Annotated in this window: 22 protein-coding genes; all 22 read right to left on the bottom strand. The window is 41.0% G+C overall.

Annotation, left to right across the window (positions count from 1 at the left end; translation table 11 throughout):
- Nucleotides 1-135: 135 nt before the first annotated feature.
- The gene (locus K6969_RS05170; RefSeq protein WP_003054982.1) at nt 136-555 is read right to left on the bottom strand and encodes a hypothetical protein; all 420 of its coding nucleotides are present in this window, start codon (nt 553-555) and stop codon (nt 136-138) included.
- A gap of 11 nt (nt 556-566) precedes the next feature.
- Nucleotides 567-1,136, bottom strand: coding sequence for a major tail protein (locus K6969_RS05165; protein ID WP_018374763.1), 570 nt, complete (start codon nt 1,134-1,136; stop codon nt 567-569).
- Between the two features lies 1 nt (nt 1,137).
- On the bottom strand, nt 1,138-1,464 hold the full coding sequence (locus tag K6969_RS05160; RefSeq protein ID WP_171942538.1) for a hypothetical protein: 327 nt from the start codon (nt 1,462-1,464) through the stop codon (nt 1,138-1,140).
- 6 nt (nt 1,465-1,470) lie between these two features.
- The gene (locus K6969_RS05155; RefSeq protein ID WP_029173171.1) at nt 1,471-1,839 is read right to left on the bottom strand and encodes an HK97 gp10 family phage protein; all 369 of its coding nucleotides are present in this window, start codon (nt 1,837-1,839) and stop codon (nt 1,471-1,473) included.
- A complete protein-coding gene (locus K6969_RS05150) occupies nt 1,832-2,170 on the bottom strand; it encodes a head-tail adaptor protein (protein ID WP_003054988.1) in 339 nt (112 codons plus the stop codon). The genes K6969_RS05155 and K6969_RS05150 overlap by 8 nt, the downstream gene beginning before the upstream one ends.
- Entirely contained in the window at nt 2,170-2,427 is a 258-nt protein-coding gene (locus K6969_RS05145) for a head-tail connector protein (protein WP_171942537.1), read from the bottom strand. The genes K6969_RS05150 and K6969_RS05145 overlap by 1 nt, the downstream gene beginning before the upstream one ends.
- 2 nt (nt 2,428-2,429) lie before the next feature.
- Nucleotides 2,430-3,635: a phage major capsid protein gene (locus K6969_RS05140; protein WP_171942536.1), complete on the bottom strand. Its 1,206-nt coding sequence runs from the start codon at nt 3,633-3,635 to the stop codon at nt 2,430-2,432.
- 18 nt (nt 3,636-3,653) lie between these two features.
- The gene (locus K6969_RS05135; protein ID WP_171942535.1) at nt 3,654-4,349 is read right to left on the bottom strand and encodes a head maturation protease, ClpP-related; all 696 of its coding nucleotides are present in this window, start codon (nt 4,347-4,349) and stop codon (nt 3,654-3,656) included.
- Nucleotides 4,342-5,625, bottom strand: coding sequence for a phage portal protein (locus tag K6969_RS05130; RefSeq protein ID WP_171942534.1), 1,284 nt, complete (start codon nt 5,623-5,625; stop codon nt 4,342-4,344). The genes K6969_RS05135 and K6969_RS05130 overlap by 8 nt, the downstream gene beginning before the upstream one ends.
- A 140-nt stretch (nt 5,626-5,765) precedes the next feature.
- Nucleotides 5,766-6,137, bottom strand: a complete 372-nt coding sequence (locus tag K6969_RS05125; RefSeq protein ID WP_024409988.1) for a type II toxin-antitoxin system death-on-curing family toxin — start codon at nt 6,135-6,137, stop codon at nt 5,766-5,768.
- Nucleotides 6,134-6,391, bottom strand: coding sequence for a type II toxin-antitoxin system Phd/YefM family antitoxin (locus tag K6969_RS05120; protein WP_018374772.1), 258 nt, complete (start codon nt 6,389-6,391; stop codon nt 6,134-6,136). Before K6969_RS05120 ends, K6969_RS05125 begins: the two co-directional genes overlap by 4 nt.
- 70 nt (nt 6,392-6,461) lie before the next feature.
- Nucleotides 6,462-8,054 carry a terminase large subunit gene (locus K6969_RS05115; protein WP_171942533.1) on the bottom strand — a complete coding sequence of 531 codons (1,593 nt, stop codon included), beginning with the start codon at nt 8,052-8,054 and terminating at the stop codon, nt 6,462-6,464.
- Nucleotides 8,051-8,524, bottom strand: coding sequence for a phage terminase small subunit P27 family (locus tag K6969_RS05110; RefSeq protein ID WP_018374773.1), 474 nt, complete (start codon nt 8,522-8,524; stop codon nt 8,051-8,053). The genes K6969_RS05115 and K6969_RS05110 overlap by 4 nt, the downstream gene beginning before the upstream one ends.
- A gap of 282 nt (nt 8,525-8,806) precedes the next feature.
- Nucleotides 8,807-9,019 (bottom strand): DUF4314 domain-containing protein, encoded by a 213-nt coding sequence (locus K6969_RS05105; protein ID WP_136647579.1) that lies wholly within the window; start codon nt 9,017-9,019, stop codon nt 8,807-8,809.
- Nucleotide 9,020: 1 nt separating this feature from the next.
- The gene (locus tag K6969_RS05100; RefSeq protein WP_171942531.1) at nt 9,021-9,269 is read right to left on the bottom strand and encodes a hypothetical protein; all 249 of its coding nucleotides are present in this window, start codon (nt 9,267-9,269) and stop codon (nt 9,021-9,023) included.
- Between the two features lie 72 nt (nt 9,270-9,341).
- Nucleotides 9,342-10,622, bottom strand: a complete 1,281-nt coding sequence (locus K6969_RS05095) for a DNA cytosine methyltransferase (protein WP_171942530.1) — start codon at nt 10,620-10,622, stop codon at nt 9,342-9,344.
- Nucleotides 10,619-11,209 (bottom strand): HNH endonuclease, encoded by a 591-nt coding sequence (locus K6969_RS05090; RefSeq protein WP_014636330.1) that lies wholly within the window; start codon nt 11,207-11,209, stop codon nt 10,619-10,621. Before K6969_RS05090 ends, K6969_RS05095 begins: the two co-directional genes overlap by 4 nt.
- Nucleotides 11,209-12,462, bottom strand: a complete 1,254-nt coding sequence (locus tag K6969_RS05085) for a site-specific DNA-methyltransferase (RefSeq protein ID WP_171942529.1) — start codon at nt 12,460-12,462, stop codon at nt 11,209-11,211. The genes K6969_RS05090 and K6969_RS05085 overlap by 1 nt, the downstream gene beginning before the upstream one ends.
- Nucleotides 12,434-12,895: a helix-turn-helix domain-containing protein gene (locus K6969_RS05080; protein WP_171942528.1), complete on the bottom strand. Its 462-nt coding sequence runs from the start codon at nt 12,893-12,895 to the stop codon at nt 12,434-12,436. Before K6969_RS05080 ends, K6969_RS05085 begins: the two co-directional genes overlap by 29 nt.
- A 298-nt stretch (nt 12,896-13,193) precedes the next feature.
- On the bottom strand, nt 13,194-13,559 hold the full coding sequence (locus K6969_RS05075) for an HNH endonuclease signature motif containing protein (protein WP_018374780.1): 366 nt from the start codon (nt 13,557-13,559) through the stop codon (nt 13,194-13,196).
- A gap of 24 nt (nt 13,560-13,583) precedes the next feature.
- Nucleotides 13,584-13,955 carry a hypothetical protein gene (locus K6969_RS05070; RefSeq protein ID WP_171942527.1) on the bottom strand — a complete coding sequence of 124 codons (372 nt, stop codon included), beginning with the start codon at nt 13,953-13,955 and terminating at the stop codon, nt 13,584-13,586.
- Between the two features lie 32 nt (nt 13,956-13,987).
- Nucleotides 13,988-15,025, bottom strand: coding sequence for a methionine adenosyltransferase (metK, locus tag K6969_RS05065; RefSeq protein ID WP_171942526.1), 1,038 nt, complete (start codon nt 15,023-15,025; stop codon nt 13,988-13,990).
- Nucleotides 15,026-15,028 lie beyond the last annotated feature (3 nt).

Genomic DNA, 15,028 nt, shown 5'->3' with positions numbered 1-15,028 from the left:
CTGGGCGTGTTTGAGAAGTTTCTCGAGTACGCATCTCCACATAGTCCGTTTGGTAGTCAAGTGCCATCCCAATAGAGATATGTTTTAAATCGTCAATAGTCAGACCAGTCTCCTTACAACAGGAGAAATAACTCTCTACTGTGAAGATTTCTTCACTCGCTGTTTCTGTTTCATCTGCTTTTTTCTGGTTGACATCCCTTGGTTCAACATATTCATCAAGACAGGGGCTACTTCCTGCACTGGAAATTCTTCCATCTCCATATAAAAATCCACAAATGGTTTCACTCGTGGATTGGCTGACTTCGCAAAAACCCAAAAGATTCGATGGAAAAATGTCATATCGAAATCAGACAGAATAGAAACATCAATATGATGGGCCTGTAATTCCTCTCCATCTTCTAACTGGTCAAGTTTTGCCAAGATTGCTTGACTATTGACCATCGAGAATAAGTCTTGGAAATAGTCCTTACCAAACTGCTCTTTATAAGCAATTGGTGTGTAGGCATTGGTTGCTAACTCGTAGGTCGTGCCTGCTATGGTAATACTTTCTCTCATTGCCTTCTCCCTTACTTACGAGGCTCAAAAACTGCCTTGAACCAGTTTTCACGAATCTCATCACTCGTTTCCTCCGTTGTACGTCTACGTACAACTTTATCAAGTGGACGAGGACTGGCAGTAAAGGTCAACTCTACCTCATTGATATCTGAACCAGACTTGGTTTTTGAACCAACAGTCGGACGAGATGCGTAACAATAATACAAAACGTGTAATGTTTCTTTTTTATCCCCTTCAAAACGAAACATCAAAGCAAAATTTTTCTTCTCGCTGTTTGCGATCTCTGAAATGGTGTTTGTCGTCGCATCCAACTGTTCTCCAAGGACTCGTGTCAAAAATTCCTGCGTTAGAAGAGCAACTTTTAGTGTCCCTTCGTAACCATCGTTTGACTCTGTTGTATAAAAATTGATATTGTCTGCCTTATAAGAACCCTTATCTCCTGTTGGTTCAAGGGTTAATTCTGCAGCACCACGAAGGCGTTCTACATTGCCGTATGTCAACGTACCATCCGAACCTTCGCTTGTAACTTCTGCCCAATGGACATCTTGTAGTCCAAAGGTGACCTTATTCTTTTCAGCCATATTATCCTCCATGTAATGTGATGTAATAGGTTATTTGGTAGAGTTTCTCTGATGAGATATAGGTCTCTACTTTTTCAAAATAAATAAGGTGGCTGTCAAATAATGACTCCACCTTGTGTTCAGTTGCTAAATCTTTCTTAGTGGTATAGAGTTCCACTTGCAGGTTATTCTGCTTATGATAGGTCCAATTGTCTGCACCATGATTATCTGAATCAGGCACCAAATATACTAGATACGGTGGTCTTGGATGACTCCCTTCTTCAAAATGATGGTAGGCAACTGGGAGCTGTAATTCTTTGAGAATGGAGTACATTTCACTCAGTAACATGTCTTATCACACTCGCTTTCTCAGCTTTTCTTCTAAGGATTGTATCGCTTGTTTCTCAACGGGAGCGATATGCTTGATTCCCTCAACTCGCCCACCAGAGCTTTTGGCATGACCATTTTCTAACAGATGCGTCAGGCCTGGCGTTCGATTATGAATGGTCTTGGTTAGACCTGTACTAGTATCAATCGTTGCTTTACTCTTCCACCCTTTGGCATAGGAACCACTCTTTCTAGGTGACGTTGCTTTCAAGGTTACGATGGATTCCTCGGTGACTTCCTCTACAACTTCACGCATCACCTCTGTTGTATCCTCTACAAATTCCGCCAGCTCATTTGCGATGGCAGTTTCAAGTGCATCTAGTTCAATTCTAGTCATAACTCTCCTCCCTAATGGCGACGATGTAAATCAGTTGACGTGGCACTGTATCTCCATCAATAGACTCAATCTCATAGGTTTGACCACGAAATTGAATGTGAGTCGTTAAGGAATGAAGTCCAAGAATTGCCTTTTCATACCTGAGGGTGAACTGGACTTTCTCTTGTTCCAGTTTCGTCACACTCCCATCCCTTTCGGTCAAGGTGAGAGGACGACAAGAGCACCACCGGTCAAATAAAGGTATCCATGTCGAAGTTTCATTGCCAATCTCATCTTGAACAATCTGTCGAATCTGAAATGACAAGCGTTCCCTCAATGGTGCAATCTTCATCAGAAAACATCCTTTCGTTCGGCCAACAACAAATGATAGAGAGTCTCTTTCAACTCCTTATGATTGGCATCTTCTCTGTGTTCATAAAGATAGGCAACCCCATAAAGGATTGCCGTCTTTAGAACGTCTGAATAAATTGATTGTCGCAAAATATCTTCGCAGAGTTGTTGACTGGTTTCAAGCAACTGCTCAATCAGTCCATCCTCATCATCGTGTTCCACTTTGAGATACTGTTTTGCTTCCGCTAAACTAACCATGACTACTTAGCCTTTACTGTTAGTGTCTTCACGGCTTCAGGTAGGACTAACTTACCATCAACACGTTGTGACGCAAGAAAACCAATCTGTCCATTATTGGCATAGAGTTCGTTCAATCGTTTGAAGGTCCGACCTTGACGGTCCGCAATCCAATAATATGAGAAATCACCAAATGCAATGGCCTTGTTTCCTGCTTCAGGAAGTGGAGCAAAGGTTGAGGTATAGTATGGACGATTTAGAATCAAATCTGGTTGTCCAGCTTGTGTAGACGGTTGCCAGATGTAATTGCCATTATTGTCCTTGAGTTTACGGATAGCTTTGACAGTCGTATCATGTAAAATCCAAACTGCATTCTTACGATATGGTGCTGGTAGAGAATGATACAGTTCAATCATGTCATCAAAGGTAATATCTTTTGTAGCAGTCGTTGGACCTGTAACTTCTGCCTGAGTAAAGATACCTGTCGGTTTCTTAGAACCGTCACCAATCAAGAATGCCTTTTCTTCTTCCGTTCCAATTCGACGAGCAAATTCAGCTGTCATATAGGATTCAAGGTCAAAGACTGAATCGTTTAGCAACTCTTCTGAAATACGAATGGCAGTCCCAATCTTATGAGAGTCTAGTGTCACCTGACCAAAGGTTTCTTCCGTTTCAGGATAAAGACCATTTTCATCCATCCACGAGGCTGAACCATGTCCTGTCACAACAGGAATCTTACGTTCACCACTAGATGTTTTGATAACAGTCGCAAGGCTACGGAAGAAATTCTCTTCTTGTAATCCTTGAACTAGTTTCTTCTCATACTCATCAGGAACCAGATGACCACCTTCGGTATCTTCCCCAACTCGAAGGATATCCTTGACATCAAAGAAGTGACGCTTACGTACACTTGTCCAAAATGTCTTGGCATAGCTATCTGAAGCCACACCTCTCTTTTCCTCTTCTGTAGTCTTGTCATTCAAAACTGTAGTGGGTTGTCCAATTAGAGCCTGTGAGGCTGGTTGAGAAAGTTCAAGGTCAATCTTTTCTTGACGCTCCAATCGTGCAATTTCTTGATTGTAGAGGTTGATTTTTGCTTCCATATCATCATAGCGTTTAGAATCCTCCTCTGATACCAGTCCGTCCTCAGAGCGGACAGAATCAAGGAAGGTTTTTGCTTGTTGCCAAGCTTGGTTACGTTTTTCTTTCAATTCAAGTAATTTAGACATCAATTCATTTTCCTTTCGTTATTTGAGCAAATTCAATCGTTTTTCCAACTGATTGATAGGGATTGTTTTCTTTGGTTGTTGGACTTCAAGTTTCGCCTGCATTTTTACAAGTAAATCTTGTTGGGCAGCAGTTCGACTAAAAGAATAACTCTCAATTTCCATTCCATGTTCCCCTTGTTTGTCAAAGAGAATCTTGTCCGCAAAGCCTAGTTCAACAGCCTTTTTGGCATTGAACCAAGACTCTGAGTCCATGAGGTGTGATAGCTTGGTTCTTGAAAGTCCTGTTCTTAATTCATAGGCATTGATGATGGATTCCTTAATCTCTCCCAGCATTTCAATGACCTTCTGCATATCCTTGGCTTCACCTTGTGCCACAGTCCAAGGGTTGTGAATCATCATCATGGCAACCGGACTCATAGAAACCGTTGTACCTGCCATGGCAATGACACTAGCAGCACTTGCGGCTAAGCCATCAATCACGACATGGACATCACCTTTGTAATCCATCAGCATGTTATAGATTTGTGCAGCCGCAAAAACATCACCCCCTGGACTATTAATCCAGAGGGTGATGTCTCCGTTTCCTGCATGTAAATCATTTTTAAATACTTGTGGCGTGACTTCATCGCCAAACCACGTCTCTTCAGCAATCTGTCCTTCAATACGAAGTGTTCGACCACTATCATCTTCTGTAAAATTCCAAAACTTATGCATCCATATCCTCCTCAGATTGTGTTTCTTGTACTAACGGTGCTTGTTTCATAAAGCCACCCGCATCCTTCAGTTTCGTCATGTTTCCATTTATCAAGTAGAGATTGCCTCCTTCCTTATCTGAAAGGAGATTCAAGTCCTCAAGTTCACGAATATCATTCGTCGACAGCCAGCCATTTTGTCTCCCAATCGCATAGCCATTCATTCGACTCTGATAGTCTCCACGAAGAAGACCATCTACATTGAACTTCACAAAGTAGGTTTTCTTTTCTTCAGGTAAAAAAAGAGACCTCTTGAAAGCCTGTTCGAGACGAACTACCCAAGGGTCTAAGGTATATTTAACAAATTCTAGTGATTGTTGCTCGATGTTTGAAAATGAGGATTTCTCCAAGTCACCAACCATATGAGGTGGAATGCGGTAGAGCCTTGCAATTTCATTGATTTGGAATTTTCTAGTTTGGAGAAACTGGGCTTCTTCTGGTGGAATGCCTACTTGAGTGTATTTCATCCCTTCCTCAAGAACTGCCACTTTATGGGCATTGGTTACCCCATTGTAGACTGCATTCCATGAATCTCTCACTCGTTTGGGATCTTTGAGAATACCTGGGTGTTCCAAAACACCACCTGGATTTGCACCATTTTTAAAGAATGATGCCCCATAGTTTTCCGTAGCCAAGGTCATACCGATAGCATTTTTAGCAAGGGCAATTGGAGAATAACCTATCAAGCCATCAAAACCAAGACCTGGAACATGGAGAACATCTTCTGCTCTCAAGATAGCATCACCCTTTTCCTTAAAGTTAGGATTTTCTTCTGACTGACGCTTATATTTGTAATAGAGCTTGCCACTCTCGTCTCGATGAACAGACATCTTATCTGGTAAAAGTGGGTAAAGACTGATAATTTGTCCACTCCTATCTCGGATAATCTGGACATAGGCATTGCCCCATATCAATAGATGGGTCATCAAGGTTTCTCTAAAGATAAAGGATGACATCTCAGAGTTAGGTTCATCATGTAAGAGAAAATAAAGGGGATGTTCCACCTTCTTTTCCTTTCCAGTTGCCGTTCTCTCATAAACATGAATGGGTAGTGAAGCTACCGCTTCAGCTAAGATACGGACACAAGCATAAACAGCTGTCGTCTGCATAGCTTTAAACTCATCTACGTTCTCCCCACTGGTCGTTCGTCCAAACAGATATGAGAAGTCCTGACCTTCATAACTATTTCGTGGTTTATCTCTAGAACGCTTACGTCCCAGTAAATCTAGTAGTCCCATACTTCCTCCTTTTGAGTACGAAAAAAGCACCTCGATTGAAGTGCTTATCGTTTGTTCTTAGATGGTTTTCATCTCTCCTTCTTCAAATAGATACCATATTCTATCACTTTCTTGAAGTTATATCCTCAATAAGAAAAGTTTTAATGATTCCGTATGTATTCTAAAATTGCATCATAATCTAATTCTGATGAAGCTACTCCAAGTCCTAGCTTCACTACTTCATCATCAGTCTGATTTAACACAATGCCATTTAATTCTAGAAAAATAATCATGACAAACACTCCAATTCGCTTGTTCCCATCAAGGAAGGCATGATTATTAACTAGCGAATAACAAAGTCTAGCAGCCTTTTCTTCAATACTTGGATACTTCTCAACACCAAAATAAGTACTAAAAGCTGAAGATAGTGAAGATTCTATTAAACCAACATCCCTAACACCATCTAAACCCCCAGTAGCTTGAATTAACCTAGTATGTAATTCAATAACCTGTTCAACAGTTAATACTTTCATTTTGCCAATTCCTTAAATGCATCAAGATGGCGTGATAAAACCGAAGTCGCAACTTCATCCAAAGTTGATTGTTCAACAACCGTAGGGGTTGCCTGTTCCTCTTTAATTAGACTCTGATAGTCCACTAATACATACTTTGGTGTGTTATTTTTCAATATTACTGCAGTACCATTCGTATCGACCATACGAGCTACCTTAGAAAAGTTTTGATTTGCTTCAGAAATAGAGACTAAGTTTTCAATATTGATTTGCATGGTAATATCCTCCTTTTCACTATTCTACCACTTTTTAGGATATATTCAACCTATTTAGGTTATTTTCATCCTAAAAACTCAATATTCCACGTTCATCATACACACTTCCTTCATCGATTTGATGACGAATACAACGGTCCAGCCCCATTATGAGTGCTACAATACCGTCAATCTTCTCGACTGACTTTTCCTTATCAGGCTTGATATTACCAGCAGGATCTTGTCTCATGACTACGTTTTGTCCCATCCATTTCAGAACTGGATGCCCACCATGTTGAATCTTACCTTCCATCATAAGTTTATAAAGTTCCTTTGATGGTGGACTCATATCCTTGTATCCCTGACCGAAAGGCACCAAGGTCAAGCCCATACCTTCTAGATTCTGAACCATTTGTGTCGCATTCCAACGGTCATAGGCTATTTCCTTGATATGATAAATTTCCGATAATTCTTCAATAAACTTTTCGATGAAACCATAGTGAACAACATTACCCTCTGTAGTTTTAATGTAGCCCTGACGCTCCCAAATATCATATAGAACATGGTCACGTCGACACCGCAGTTCCAATGTATCCTCAGGTAGCCAAAAGTATGGCAGAACGATATAATTTTCCTCTTCAAATCTAGGAGGAAATACCAAGACTAAAGCTGTTATATCTGACGTACTAGAAAGGTCTAGCCCTGCATAGCAACTACGACCCTTGAGGTTTTCATATTGAATAGGATCATTTCCCTTAGCATAAACATGTTCAGGAATCCAAGCAATGCTTGAGCTTGTCCACATATTTAGACGGAGCTGCTTAAAGACATTTTCTTCAGCAGGATTGTCAAGTGCCTGTTGGTAGGCTTCTCTAACACGGTCAATCCCAATAGTATGCCCAAGTGAAGGGTTGGCTCTTCTCCAGTTTGCTTCATCATTCCAATCATCTTCATCGGATAATCCATAAACCACAGGATAGAATGACGTGTCCTTCTTTCTACCATTCAAAATATCCAATGCTTTAGTATGCAATTCATAACAGATGGAGTTCCTATCCGTTCCAGCTGTCGTGATAATAAAAAAGAGGGGTTGTTCCCTTGCATCTCCTGACCCTTTGGTCAATACATCATACAAATGGCGATTAGGCTGAGCGTGGATTTCATCAAAGACCAAGCCAGATACGTTTAGTCCATGCTTTGTCCCAGTCTCTGCAGAAAGAACTTGGTAAAACCCAGCATTAGAATAATTGACAATACGCTTGGTAGCACCCATTATCTTAGAACGCTTTTCCAAGGGGTGACTCATCTGCACCATCTGTTTGGCCACATCAAATACGATTGATGCTTGGTTTCGGTCACAAGCCGCACCATAAACTTCAGCACTGGCTTCATTATCCGCATATAGTAGATAAAGAGCGATAGCCGCTGCTAGCTCAGACTTACCATTCTTCTTTGGAATTTCTATATAGGCTGTTAAGAACTGACGGTTACCATCCTCCTTGACAATTCCAAATAGGTCACGGACAATCTGTTCCTGCCACGGCAACAAATCAAATCGCTTTCCTGCCCACTTGCCTTTGGTATGGGAGAGGTTATTGATAAATGTTACTGCCCTATCAGCCTTTACCTTATCATAGTGTGAGGTTGGAAGCATGAATGGACTTGGTTCATAATGATAGCTCATAAAATTCCTCCTAACAAATCTTCCATTTCATCACCAGTACCAACTTCCGAATCCATCGTCGCTAAACGGTTACGTGCTGATGGTGTTAAACCAAACTGTTCACAGAATTTAAGCATGATTTTGAGGTTAGTCTGGCTGATAGAGACTTGAGGGACTTGTTGCAGATAACCATTCGGGGTTTTGATAATGGAGCCATGCTTGGTAAGAAACTCTTCCGCCTCTTTCCAGCGTGCGTAAGCTTGACAATATCCTGCAAAAGCAGTCATGTCCATTTCGGTCAAAATTCCCATCTGTTCGAGAATTTTTCCCATCCGTTTCCACTCCTTCTTTGCATCATCTTCAAGCCACTGTGGGCAACGTGGGGCTTTTTGTTTGGGTTTGACTTCATTCGTAGGGAGTGGTCGCTTACCAGGGTTTCCCTCAAGTATTTTCATATTCGTAGGCTTTGGTTTTCGCCCCCTGATTGCCACAATCTCACCTCCTTTAGAGTAAGAAAAAAGAACTCAATTCGAGTTCTTTCTTACAGTTCATTAAAGTTATCAAGTACAGACTGACAGACAGTTCTGTCAATATCGTCCATGTTATCTATTTCATTCCCATATCGATATTGGTAAATATAGTTACCATCTCGCTTGATAGTTAGTATTCTAATCCAAGCACCGTCTATATTCCTTGGGTCTGTTGTGTCTTCACGGAGAAACTCACAAACGTAATGTCTGTCTCCAACCGTTCGAGTCATAATTTCCCACATCTCACATTACCTTTTCTACGATATCAATTCCATACAAAACATTTAGGCAACTGCCATTTTCCCACTTAACTAGGAGTGATCCAATATCATCCACTCCAATCACAGTTCCAAGTGTTCCTTTAGGAACTGGATGTGGGTCATCCATTTTTACTAATCTAACCTTTGTACCAACCGGATAGATTGCCTTTAGGTTATTGAAAATTTTTGCGTCCATGTTATTCTCCAATCTTTTCAAATGCCCACTTAACTGCATGTCCAAAGTCTTCGAATGTTCCTGCTTCTTGGTAAATGCGGTCAAATCTGCGGTCAAAGTTTTCAAACTCCTCAAGACTATCAGCCGTTTCGTAAATCTCAACTTCTGTTCCTTTATATCCATTCGATGCAACGATGACCCAATCTTTGTAAGGAATGATGCTTGCGGTTGCTGGGTAGATTTCGTAAAGTTTTTCAAGTGTTGTTGCCATGGTTTTGTTCTCCTCTTCCTTTGTTGTGTACATATTAACTCTAAAGGAGACTTATATCCAGTCATTTCTAGATTATTTTGAAGATATTTTTGATAATTCTTCGCTTGCTAGAATGGCACAACCAATGGCATATACAACTGTAACCGTCACACCATTTCCAGCTTGTTTATATAGTTGGGCATCGGAGTTTACTGCTTGGGCTTTCTCGAACAAATCATCCGAAAAACCTTGTAGGCGAAAACATTCTCGAGGGGTTAAGCGTCTGATTTTTACAACTCGATCATTCCAAACCACAGCACCCATTTGCCCACCACAGGAGAGGTTATGGGCAATTCCCTTCCCAACTCTTGCTCGTCTCGTTGGAGAGTTGGGATAAGATAAATCCACCGAATCTCCAACCTCAGCAACTTGATAACCTTGCTTTGTACCATTTCTGACCTTGATACCTTCAAGAACACCATGGCGGTCTTGAGAGGTCAATGTGAACATTGGCTCATCCTGTTCCTTGAGCCTACGTCCATTTTGACGCTTATTGATTCGATTGGGTGTCAGAATGGGTTGAATTTCGAGTACTCCAGAATTCATCGCAGTCCGCTTTGTAGCTCCAGCAGTATATCGTGCGGTGATACATCGTGCCTCATCTGTCAACTTTGGTTCTGTCAAAGATTGGTCAATAAGATAAAGACCTGTCTTAGCACCCAGTCCACCACCCTCACCAACAAGGGTTGTGGCAATTCCACTAGGGTCGTAGACACGATAGCTTTGCATACCACCTACAAGTTGCTTAAGATGGCTACCGCTTTCTCCGCTGATAGGTAGTACTTTTCGTCGACCTCTACTTCTAAGATGTCCGAGAGTGTAGATGCGTTCTCGATTTTGGGGAACTCCGTAGTCTTTTGAATTGAACACTTGCCACTCGAGGTCGTACCCTGCTTCATCCAAGATAGAGAGATAGTCGAGATAATCTCGTCCCCCGCCACTTGATAAAAGTCCCTTAACATTTTCAAGGAGTATCCACTCGGGTTTATCTTCTTCCTCTTGGCTTTGGATGATGTCAACAAATGTAAAAAAGAGTCCACTTCGCTCACCGTATAGGCCTGCTCGCTTTCCTGCGATAGACACATTTTGACAAGGGCTTCCCGCACACCAGAGATCTGCTTTTGGAAGTTGTGTTTGGTCAATGCTTGTGATGTCGTCATGAAACCATTCTCCTTTCGTGTCGTACATTGCTTCGTAAGATTTTCTTGCAAATTTATCCTTTTCACAGTAACCGATACATTTGAAACCAGCTAATTCCAAACCACGACGAAAACCACCCACTCCTGCAAAGAAATCAAGAAAAGTTAAGGTCATACCGTCTCCTCCCTATAATTTGTTAAAGCGAATGACTTATAATTCCTACATATTTTCTCAACTTTATTACGAATCCAGTTTGGTACTTCAGGAACTTTGTTATAACGACCGTACTCACCAAACAACAATTCAATGCCAACATTCCTAGCTTGGGTTGCCTCTAGGAATGTATCATAATAACCCAGGTGAATATCACGTTGAGAGATTTTGATTCTGGCACGATATTTTTGTCTTGGTTTATAATAACTAACCCCTGTTACTCCAGAAGTATTATTTGATTGTAGACCTTGATTTATTTGGTTTTGTTGATGCGTACAAAAACGAATATTCTCAGAACGATTATCAAAGGTATCTAGATTAATGTGGTCGATTTCATATCCATGGCGATGACCAAATAAATAACGATGAAGATATTTGCCTTTCGCACAAATAATGTACGACTTTGCATCTTCATCGTTATTTTTATTTCGGTAGAAGTTAATATCTTCTATAAGTGAGAATCTGTCTCTATCAAACCTAAATTGAGTGCCATCTTTCAAAGTTCCTATACCAATTGAACCAATAAATGAATAGTGAACATTAGACATTACATCCCCCCTAACTGTTTCACTGCTTCTTCATAACTGATTGATTGACCTTCACGGACTACCGTCACATCTGTATTGTCCGTTGCTTCCATGTAGCGTTTCACAATGACATCCACAAACTTCTCATCAAGTTCAATCCCATAACAGATACGTCCTGTCTGGTCTGCCGCAATGAGGGTTGACCCAGACCCAAGGAAAGGATCCAATACCAAAGTCCCTCTCATGGATGAATTTTGAATAGGGTAAGCCATGAGCTGAATCGGCTTCATGGTTGGATGGTCTTTGCTGGACTTAGGACGGTCGTATTCCCAAATGGTCGTCTGTTTACGGTCACTGAACCATTGGTGTTTGCCTTTTTGACGCCACCCGTATAAGACTGGCTCATGTCGCCATTGATAAGGACTACGTCCAAGCACTAATGAGTTCTTCTTCCAAATGCAACATCCACTGAGATAAAAACCAGCATCCTTAAATGCCTTACGGAAGTTCAATCCTTCCGTATCCGCATGAAATACGTAGATTGAGGCGTCGGCTTCCATGTGGTTCTCAACTTGAGTAAACATAGCTAAAAGAAACTGATAAAATTCAGAATCACCCATATTGTCATTTTGAATTTTACCTGCCGTCTTTTCAACATCGCAATTATACGGCGGGTCTGTCACAACCAAGTTTGCCTTTTTATCACCTAACAGTTGGTCATACGTTTCAGCTTTAGTTGAATCGCCACAAATCACTCGATGCTTACCAAGTTGCCAAATGTCACCTCGTTTTGAAAAGGTCGGTTTCTTTAATTCTTCTTCAACATCAAAATCATCATCTGATAGGTCTTTATCATGGATATTTGATAGGATATCGTCAATTTCTGGTGGTTCAAAACCAGTCAGGTCGAGATTGAAATCTGACTCCTGTAAATCCAAAAGCAAGTCCGCCAAAAGCTGGTCATCCCATTGACCGGTGATTTTATTAAGGGCAATGTTTAAGGCCTTTTCATCTTCCTTGGATAAATCGACAATGACACATTTGGCAGTTTCATAGTCTAAGTCCTTCAATACAGTTAATCGTTGATGGCCACCAATAACCGTCAAATCTTTATTGACGATGATGGGGTCAACGTAGCCAAACTTGAGTAGGCTTTGCTTAATCTTTTCATACTCCTTGTCACCCTTTTTGAGTTTTTTTCGAGGATTGTAAGAGGCTGGGTGTAGTTCAGATAATCGAATCTCTCTAATTTCCATTGTTGGTTGACTTGTCATTGGTTTCTCCTTTATAAAATCGTGATTGAATGTAACACGAATGGCTACAATATTTTCTATTTGGATTGGCATAAGATAAAAATGACCTGCCACATTGTTGGCAAGTCAAATCTTCATATGCGGTTTTTGATTTATCGTGTTCGTCAGAATGTGTTGTCCACCAAACCTTACGACACTTATCCGAACAGAACTTCTTTGGTCTTCCTATTTTATGAATTTTAAGTGTTTGATAACACTGAGGGCAACGGAGTCCGTCATTCTGGTCGGCTTTTGCCATTTGCTTTGTCGCCGCTCCATAACCAAGCAATGCTGGATTTCGTTTACAGTATTTTTTAACAGAATCTCTAGACAGTCCTGTAGCCTTGCCGATGAATCCATAGCCAAGACCTTCTGCTCGCATTTTCCAGATTTGTTTGCGTTGACTTTCGTCCATTTGTTTTCCTTTCCAGCAAAAAAGGACTAAAAACAACTATTTTCTACATTGTTTCTAGCCTTTTTCACTATTTTATTACCAAAATGCCATACTAGGGAACGCTACATCCCCACATTAGAAACGTGATAACGGTGGGAAGGAACGTCAAAATGAAGCGATTTTAATGTACCCGCTTGCGAATTTTGCGAAATTGCACGTTTGAGGGGGCGTCGGTCTTAGTCTCCCAAGGGTTTAGAGATTTCATCCCCCCTCCCCCATAGGGTTAAAAATTAGATACTTTTGTAACGAAACTCAAAGACTAAAATCGATACGTATACTCCACATATCGGTCAGTCGTCTTGGTCTTGCGGTCGTGACATGACTTACAAAGTGCTTGCCAGTTGGTTTGATTCCAAAAGAGTTCTTGGTCACCTCTGTGGGGTGTGATATGGTCAACCACTATTGCCTTGGTCAATCGACCTTTGACTTTGCATTGAACACAGAGTGGATGAACTTTTAAGTAACGAAGTCGTGCTTTATTCCACTGGGCATTGTATCCTTTGGCTCTGGTTGACTTGGTATCCAGTTGGTAGTTTGCTTTATGGTTCTCACAATACTTCTGTCCATAAGGTACTAGGTTAGGACAACCATTTTGTTTACAAGGTGTGCTTGGTCTTCTTGGCATTTTCCCTCCAAAGAAAAAGCACAATTATTCTAGGTAATTGTGCTTTACTAATCTATTTATTGCCCTACAAAATAACGTCCATTCTCTTGGAAAATTATTATCCCCCGAGCATTTGTAAGTTCTTCCATTCATGACAAATGATACATTCCACTGAGTACCATCTAAAATCTCCATCTCATTTGAATAATATTCCTTCCATTCAGACAGTTTCACACGTTTTAATTGATTTAAGAAGAAAAATAATCGGATATTGGAGATTGTTATTATCTCGGCTTCTGTCTCAGGAAATTTTTGGATACTTACCAATTTTTCTTCTACGTTAATGTCAATTGAAATCATCGGCAACATGAAACTAAATAGTGATACGGTTATAGAAGATACTTGAGGATTGGGCATATGAACACTCCTTTACTCTCTCAATTATATCACTATTTCTCCCAAGGAAGATAACCTTTTGTGAAATGCCCAAAGCAAGTTGTCTTGGTGTAGTCTACATTCAAGAGATGAAGTTCCTTAATGATACCTCGTGGTGTTAAATCATACCGCTCACGGATCATTCCTTCCAGTTGTTTTGCGGTGTAGCGACTGGTTCCAAAGGTATCTACATACACCGAAACAGGTTTGGCTACTCCAACGGCATAGGCTAATTGTACTTCACATCGTTTCGCATAGCCTTCTCTAACAATATCCTTTGCAATCTTTCGTGCCATGTAGGCACCGGATCTGTCCACCTTGCTTGGGTCTTTTCCAGAGAAGGCACCTCCACCATGATGTGCGAAACCGCCGTAGGTATCCGCCACAATCTTTCTACCAGTAACTCCTGCATCCGCAAAAGAACCACCAAGTACGAAACGACCTGTTGGATTGACTAGAACTTTGAAATCTAGATTCTGACGGTAACGAAGTGCTACTGACATCATAGCTTCGGTCACAATTCGTTTCACTTTGGCAAGGTCGGCCATTTCAGTATGCTGGATGGAAACTAAAAAGGTATCAATCCGTTTCTTCTCATAGTCGTAGGATACCTGAGCTTTGGCATCCTTTCCAAGTAAGGGGTGACCAAGCGACATCAGTTTCTCAAGAACTCGAGTTGCTAGAACATAAGGCAGTGGGAGGTACTCAGGTGTTTCATCAGTCGCATAACCAAACATCATTCCTTGGTCACCAGCACCACCATTATCAACACCTTGGGCAATATCAGAACTTTGGAGTCCAAGTAGGTTAGTTACCCGAACATTCTTCATACCAAGTGGCTCGACAACCCGACGAACAATGTTCTCGAGATTAAAGTAATGTCTTGTCGAAATTTCACCAGCTACTATAACCTGGGTATCTTTGATTAAGGTCTCAACTGCCACTCGACTTGATTTGTCAAACTTGAGACACTCCGTCAAAATGGCATCTGAAATCTGATCACAGATTTTATCTGGGTGTCCAACTGAAACTTGTTCACTAGAAATAATCATAAT

The sequence above is a fragment of the Streptococcus suis genome (assembly GCF_019856455.1).
GTDB classification, from domain to species: Bacteria; Bacillota; Bacilli; order Lactobacillales; family Streptococcaceae; genus Streptococcus; species Streptococcus suis_AE.
Note: the sequence above shows the minus strand (reverse complement) of the source record. Positions and strands in the feature narration are given on the sequence as shown.

Bases quoted from the DNA above. Each gene is read 5' to 3' on its own strand.
- K6969_RS05125 (WP_024409988.1), bottom strand. From the start codon at position 6,137: ATGAAAGTATTAACTGTTGAACAGGTTATTGAATTACATACTAGGTTA.
- K6969_RS05070 (WP_171942527.1), bottom strand. From the start codon at position 13,955: ATGCCCAATCCTCAAGTATCTTCTATAACCGTATCACTATTTAGTTTC.
- K6969_RS05165 (WP_018374763.1), bottom strand. From the start codon at position 1,136: ATGGCTGAAAAGAATAAGGTCACCTTTGGACTACAAGATGTCCATTGG.
- metK (WP_171942526.1), bottom strand. From the start codon at position 15,025: ATGATTATTTCTAGTGAACAAGTTTCAGTTGGACACCCAGATAAAATC.
- K6969_RS05170 (WP_003054982.1), bottom strand. From the start codon at position 555: ATGAGAGAAAGTATTACCATAGCAGGCACGACCTACGAGTTAGCAACC.
- K6969_RS05105 (WP_136647579.1), bottom strand. From the start codon at position 9,019: ATGGACGCAAAAATTTTCAATAACCTAAAGGCAATCTATCCGGTTGGT.
- K6969_RS05100 (WP_171942531.1), bottom strand. From the start codon at position 9,269: ATGGCAACAACACTTGAAAAACTTTACGAAATCTACCCAGCAACCGCA.
- K6969_RS05120 (WP_018374772.1), bottom strand. From the start codon at position 6,391: ATGCAAATCAATATTGAAAACTTAGTCTCTATTTCTGAAGCAAATCAA.
- K6969_RS05150 (WP_003054988.1), bottom strand. From the start codon at position 2,170: ATGAAGATTGCACCATTGAGGGAACGCTTGTCATTTCAGATTCGACAG.
- K6969_RS05140 (WP_171942536.1), bottom strand. From the start codon at position 3,635: ATGTCTAAATTACTTGAATTGAAAGAAAAACGTAACCAAGCTTGGCAA.
- K6969_RS05145 (WP_171942537.1), bottom strand. From the start codon at position 2,427: ATGGTTAGTTTAGCGGAAGCAAAACAGTATCTCAAAGTGGAACACGAT.
- K6969_RS05080 (WP_171942528.1), bottom strand. From the start codon at position 12,895: ATGGACGAAAGTCAACGCAAACAAATCTGGAAAATGCGAGCAGAAGGT.
- K6969_RS05095 (WP_171942530.1), bottom strand. From the start codon at position 10,622: ATGACCTTAACTTTTCTTGATTTCTTTGCAGGAGTGGGTGGTTTTCGT.
- K6969_RS05075 (WP_018374780.1), bottom strand. From the start codon at position 13,559: ATGCCAAGAAGACCAAGCACACCTTGTAAACAAAATGGTTGTCCTAAC.
- K6969_RS05090 (WP_014636330.1), bottom strand. From the start codon at position 11,209: ATGTCTAATGTTCACTATTCATTTATTGGTTCAATTGGTATAGGAACT.
- K6969_RS05160 (WP_171942538.1), bottom strand. From the start codon at position 1,464: ATGTTACTGAGTGAAATGTACTCCATTCTCAAAGAATTACAGCTCCCA.
- K6969_RS05135 (WP_171942535.1), bottom strand. From the start codon at position 4,349: ATGCATAAGTTTTGGAATTTTACAGAAGATGATAGTGGTCGAACACTT.
- K6969_RS05115 (WP_171942533.1), bottom strand. From the start codon at position 8,054: ATGAGCTATCATTATGAACCAAGTCCATTCATGCTTCCAACCTCACAC.
- K6969_RS05155 (WP_029173171.1), bottom strand. From the start codon at position 1,839: ATGACTAGAATTGAACTAGATGCACTTGAAACTGCCATCGCAAATGAG.
- K6969_RS05085 (WP_171942529.1), bottom strand. From the start codon at position 12,462: ATGACAAGTCAACCAACAATGGAAATTAGAGAGATTCGATTATCTGAA.
- K6969_RS05130 (WP_171942534.1), bottom strand. From the start codon at position 5,625: ATGGGACTACTAGATTTACTGGGACGTAAGCGTTCTAGAGATAAACCA.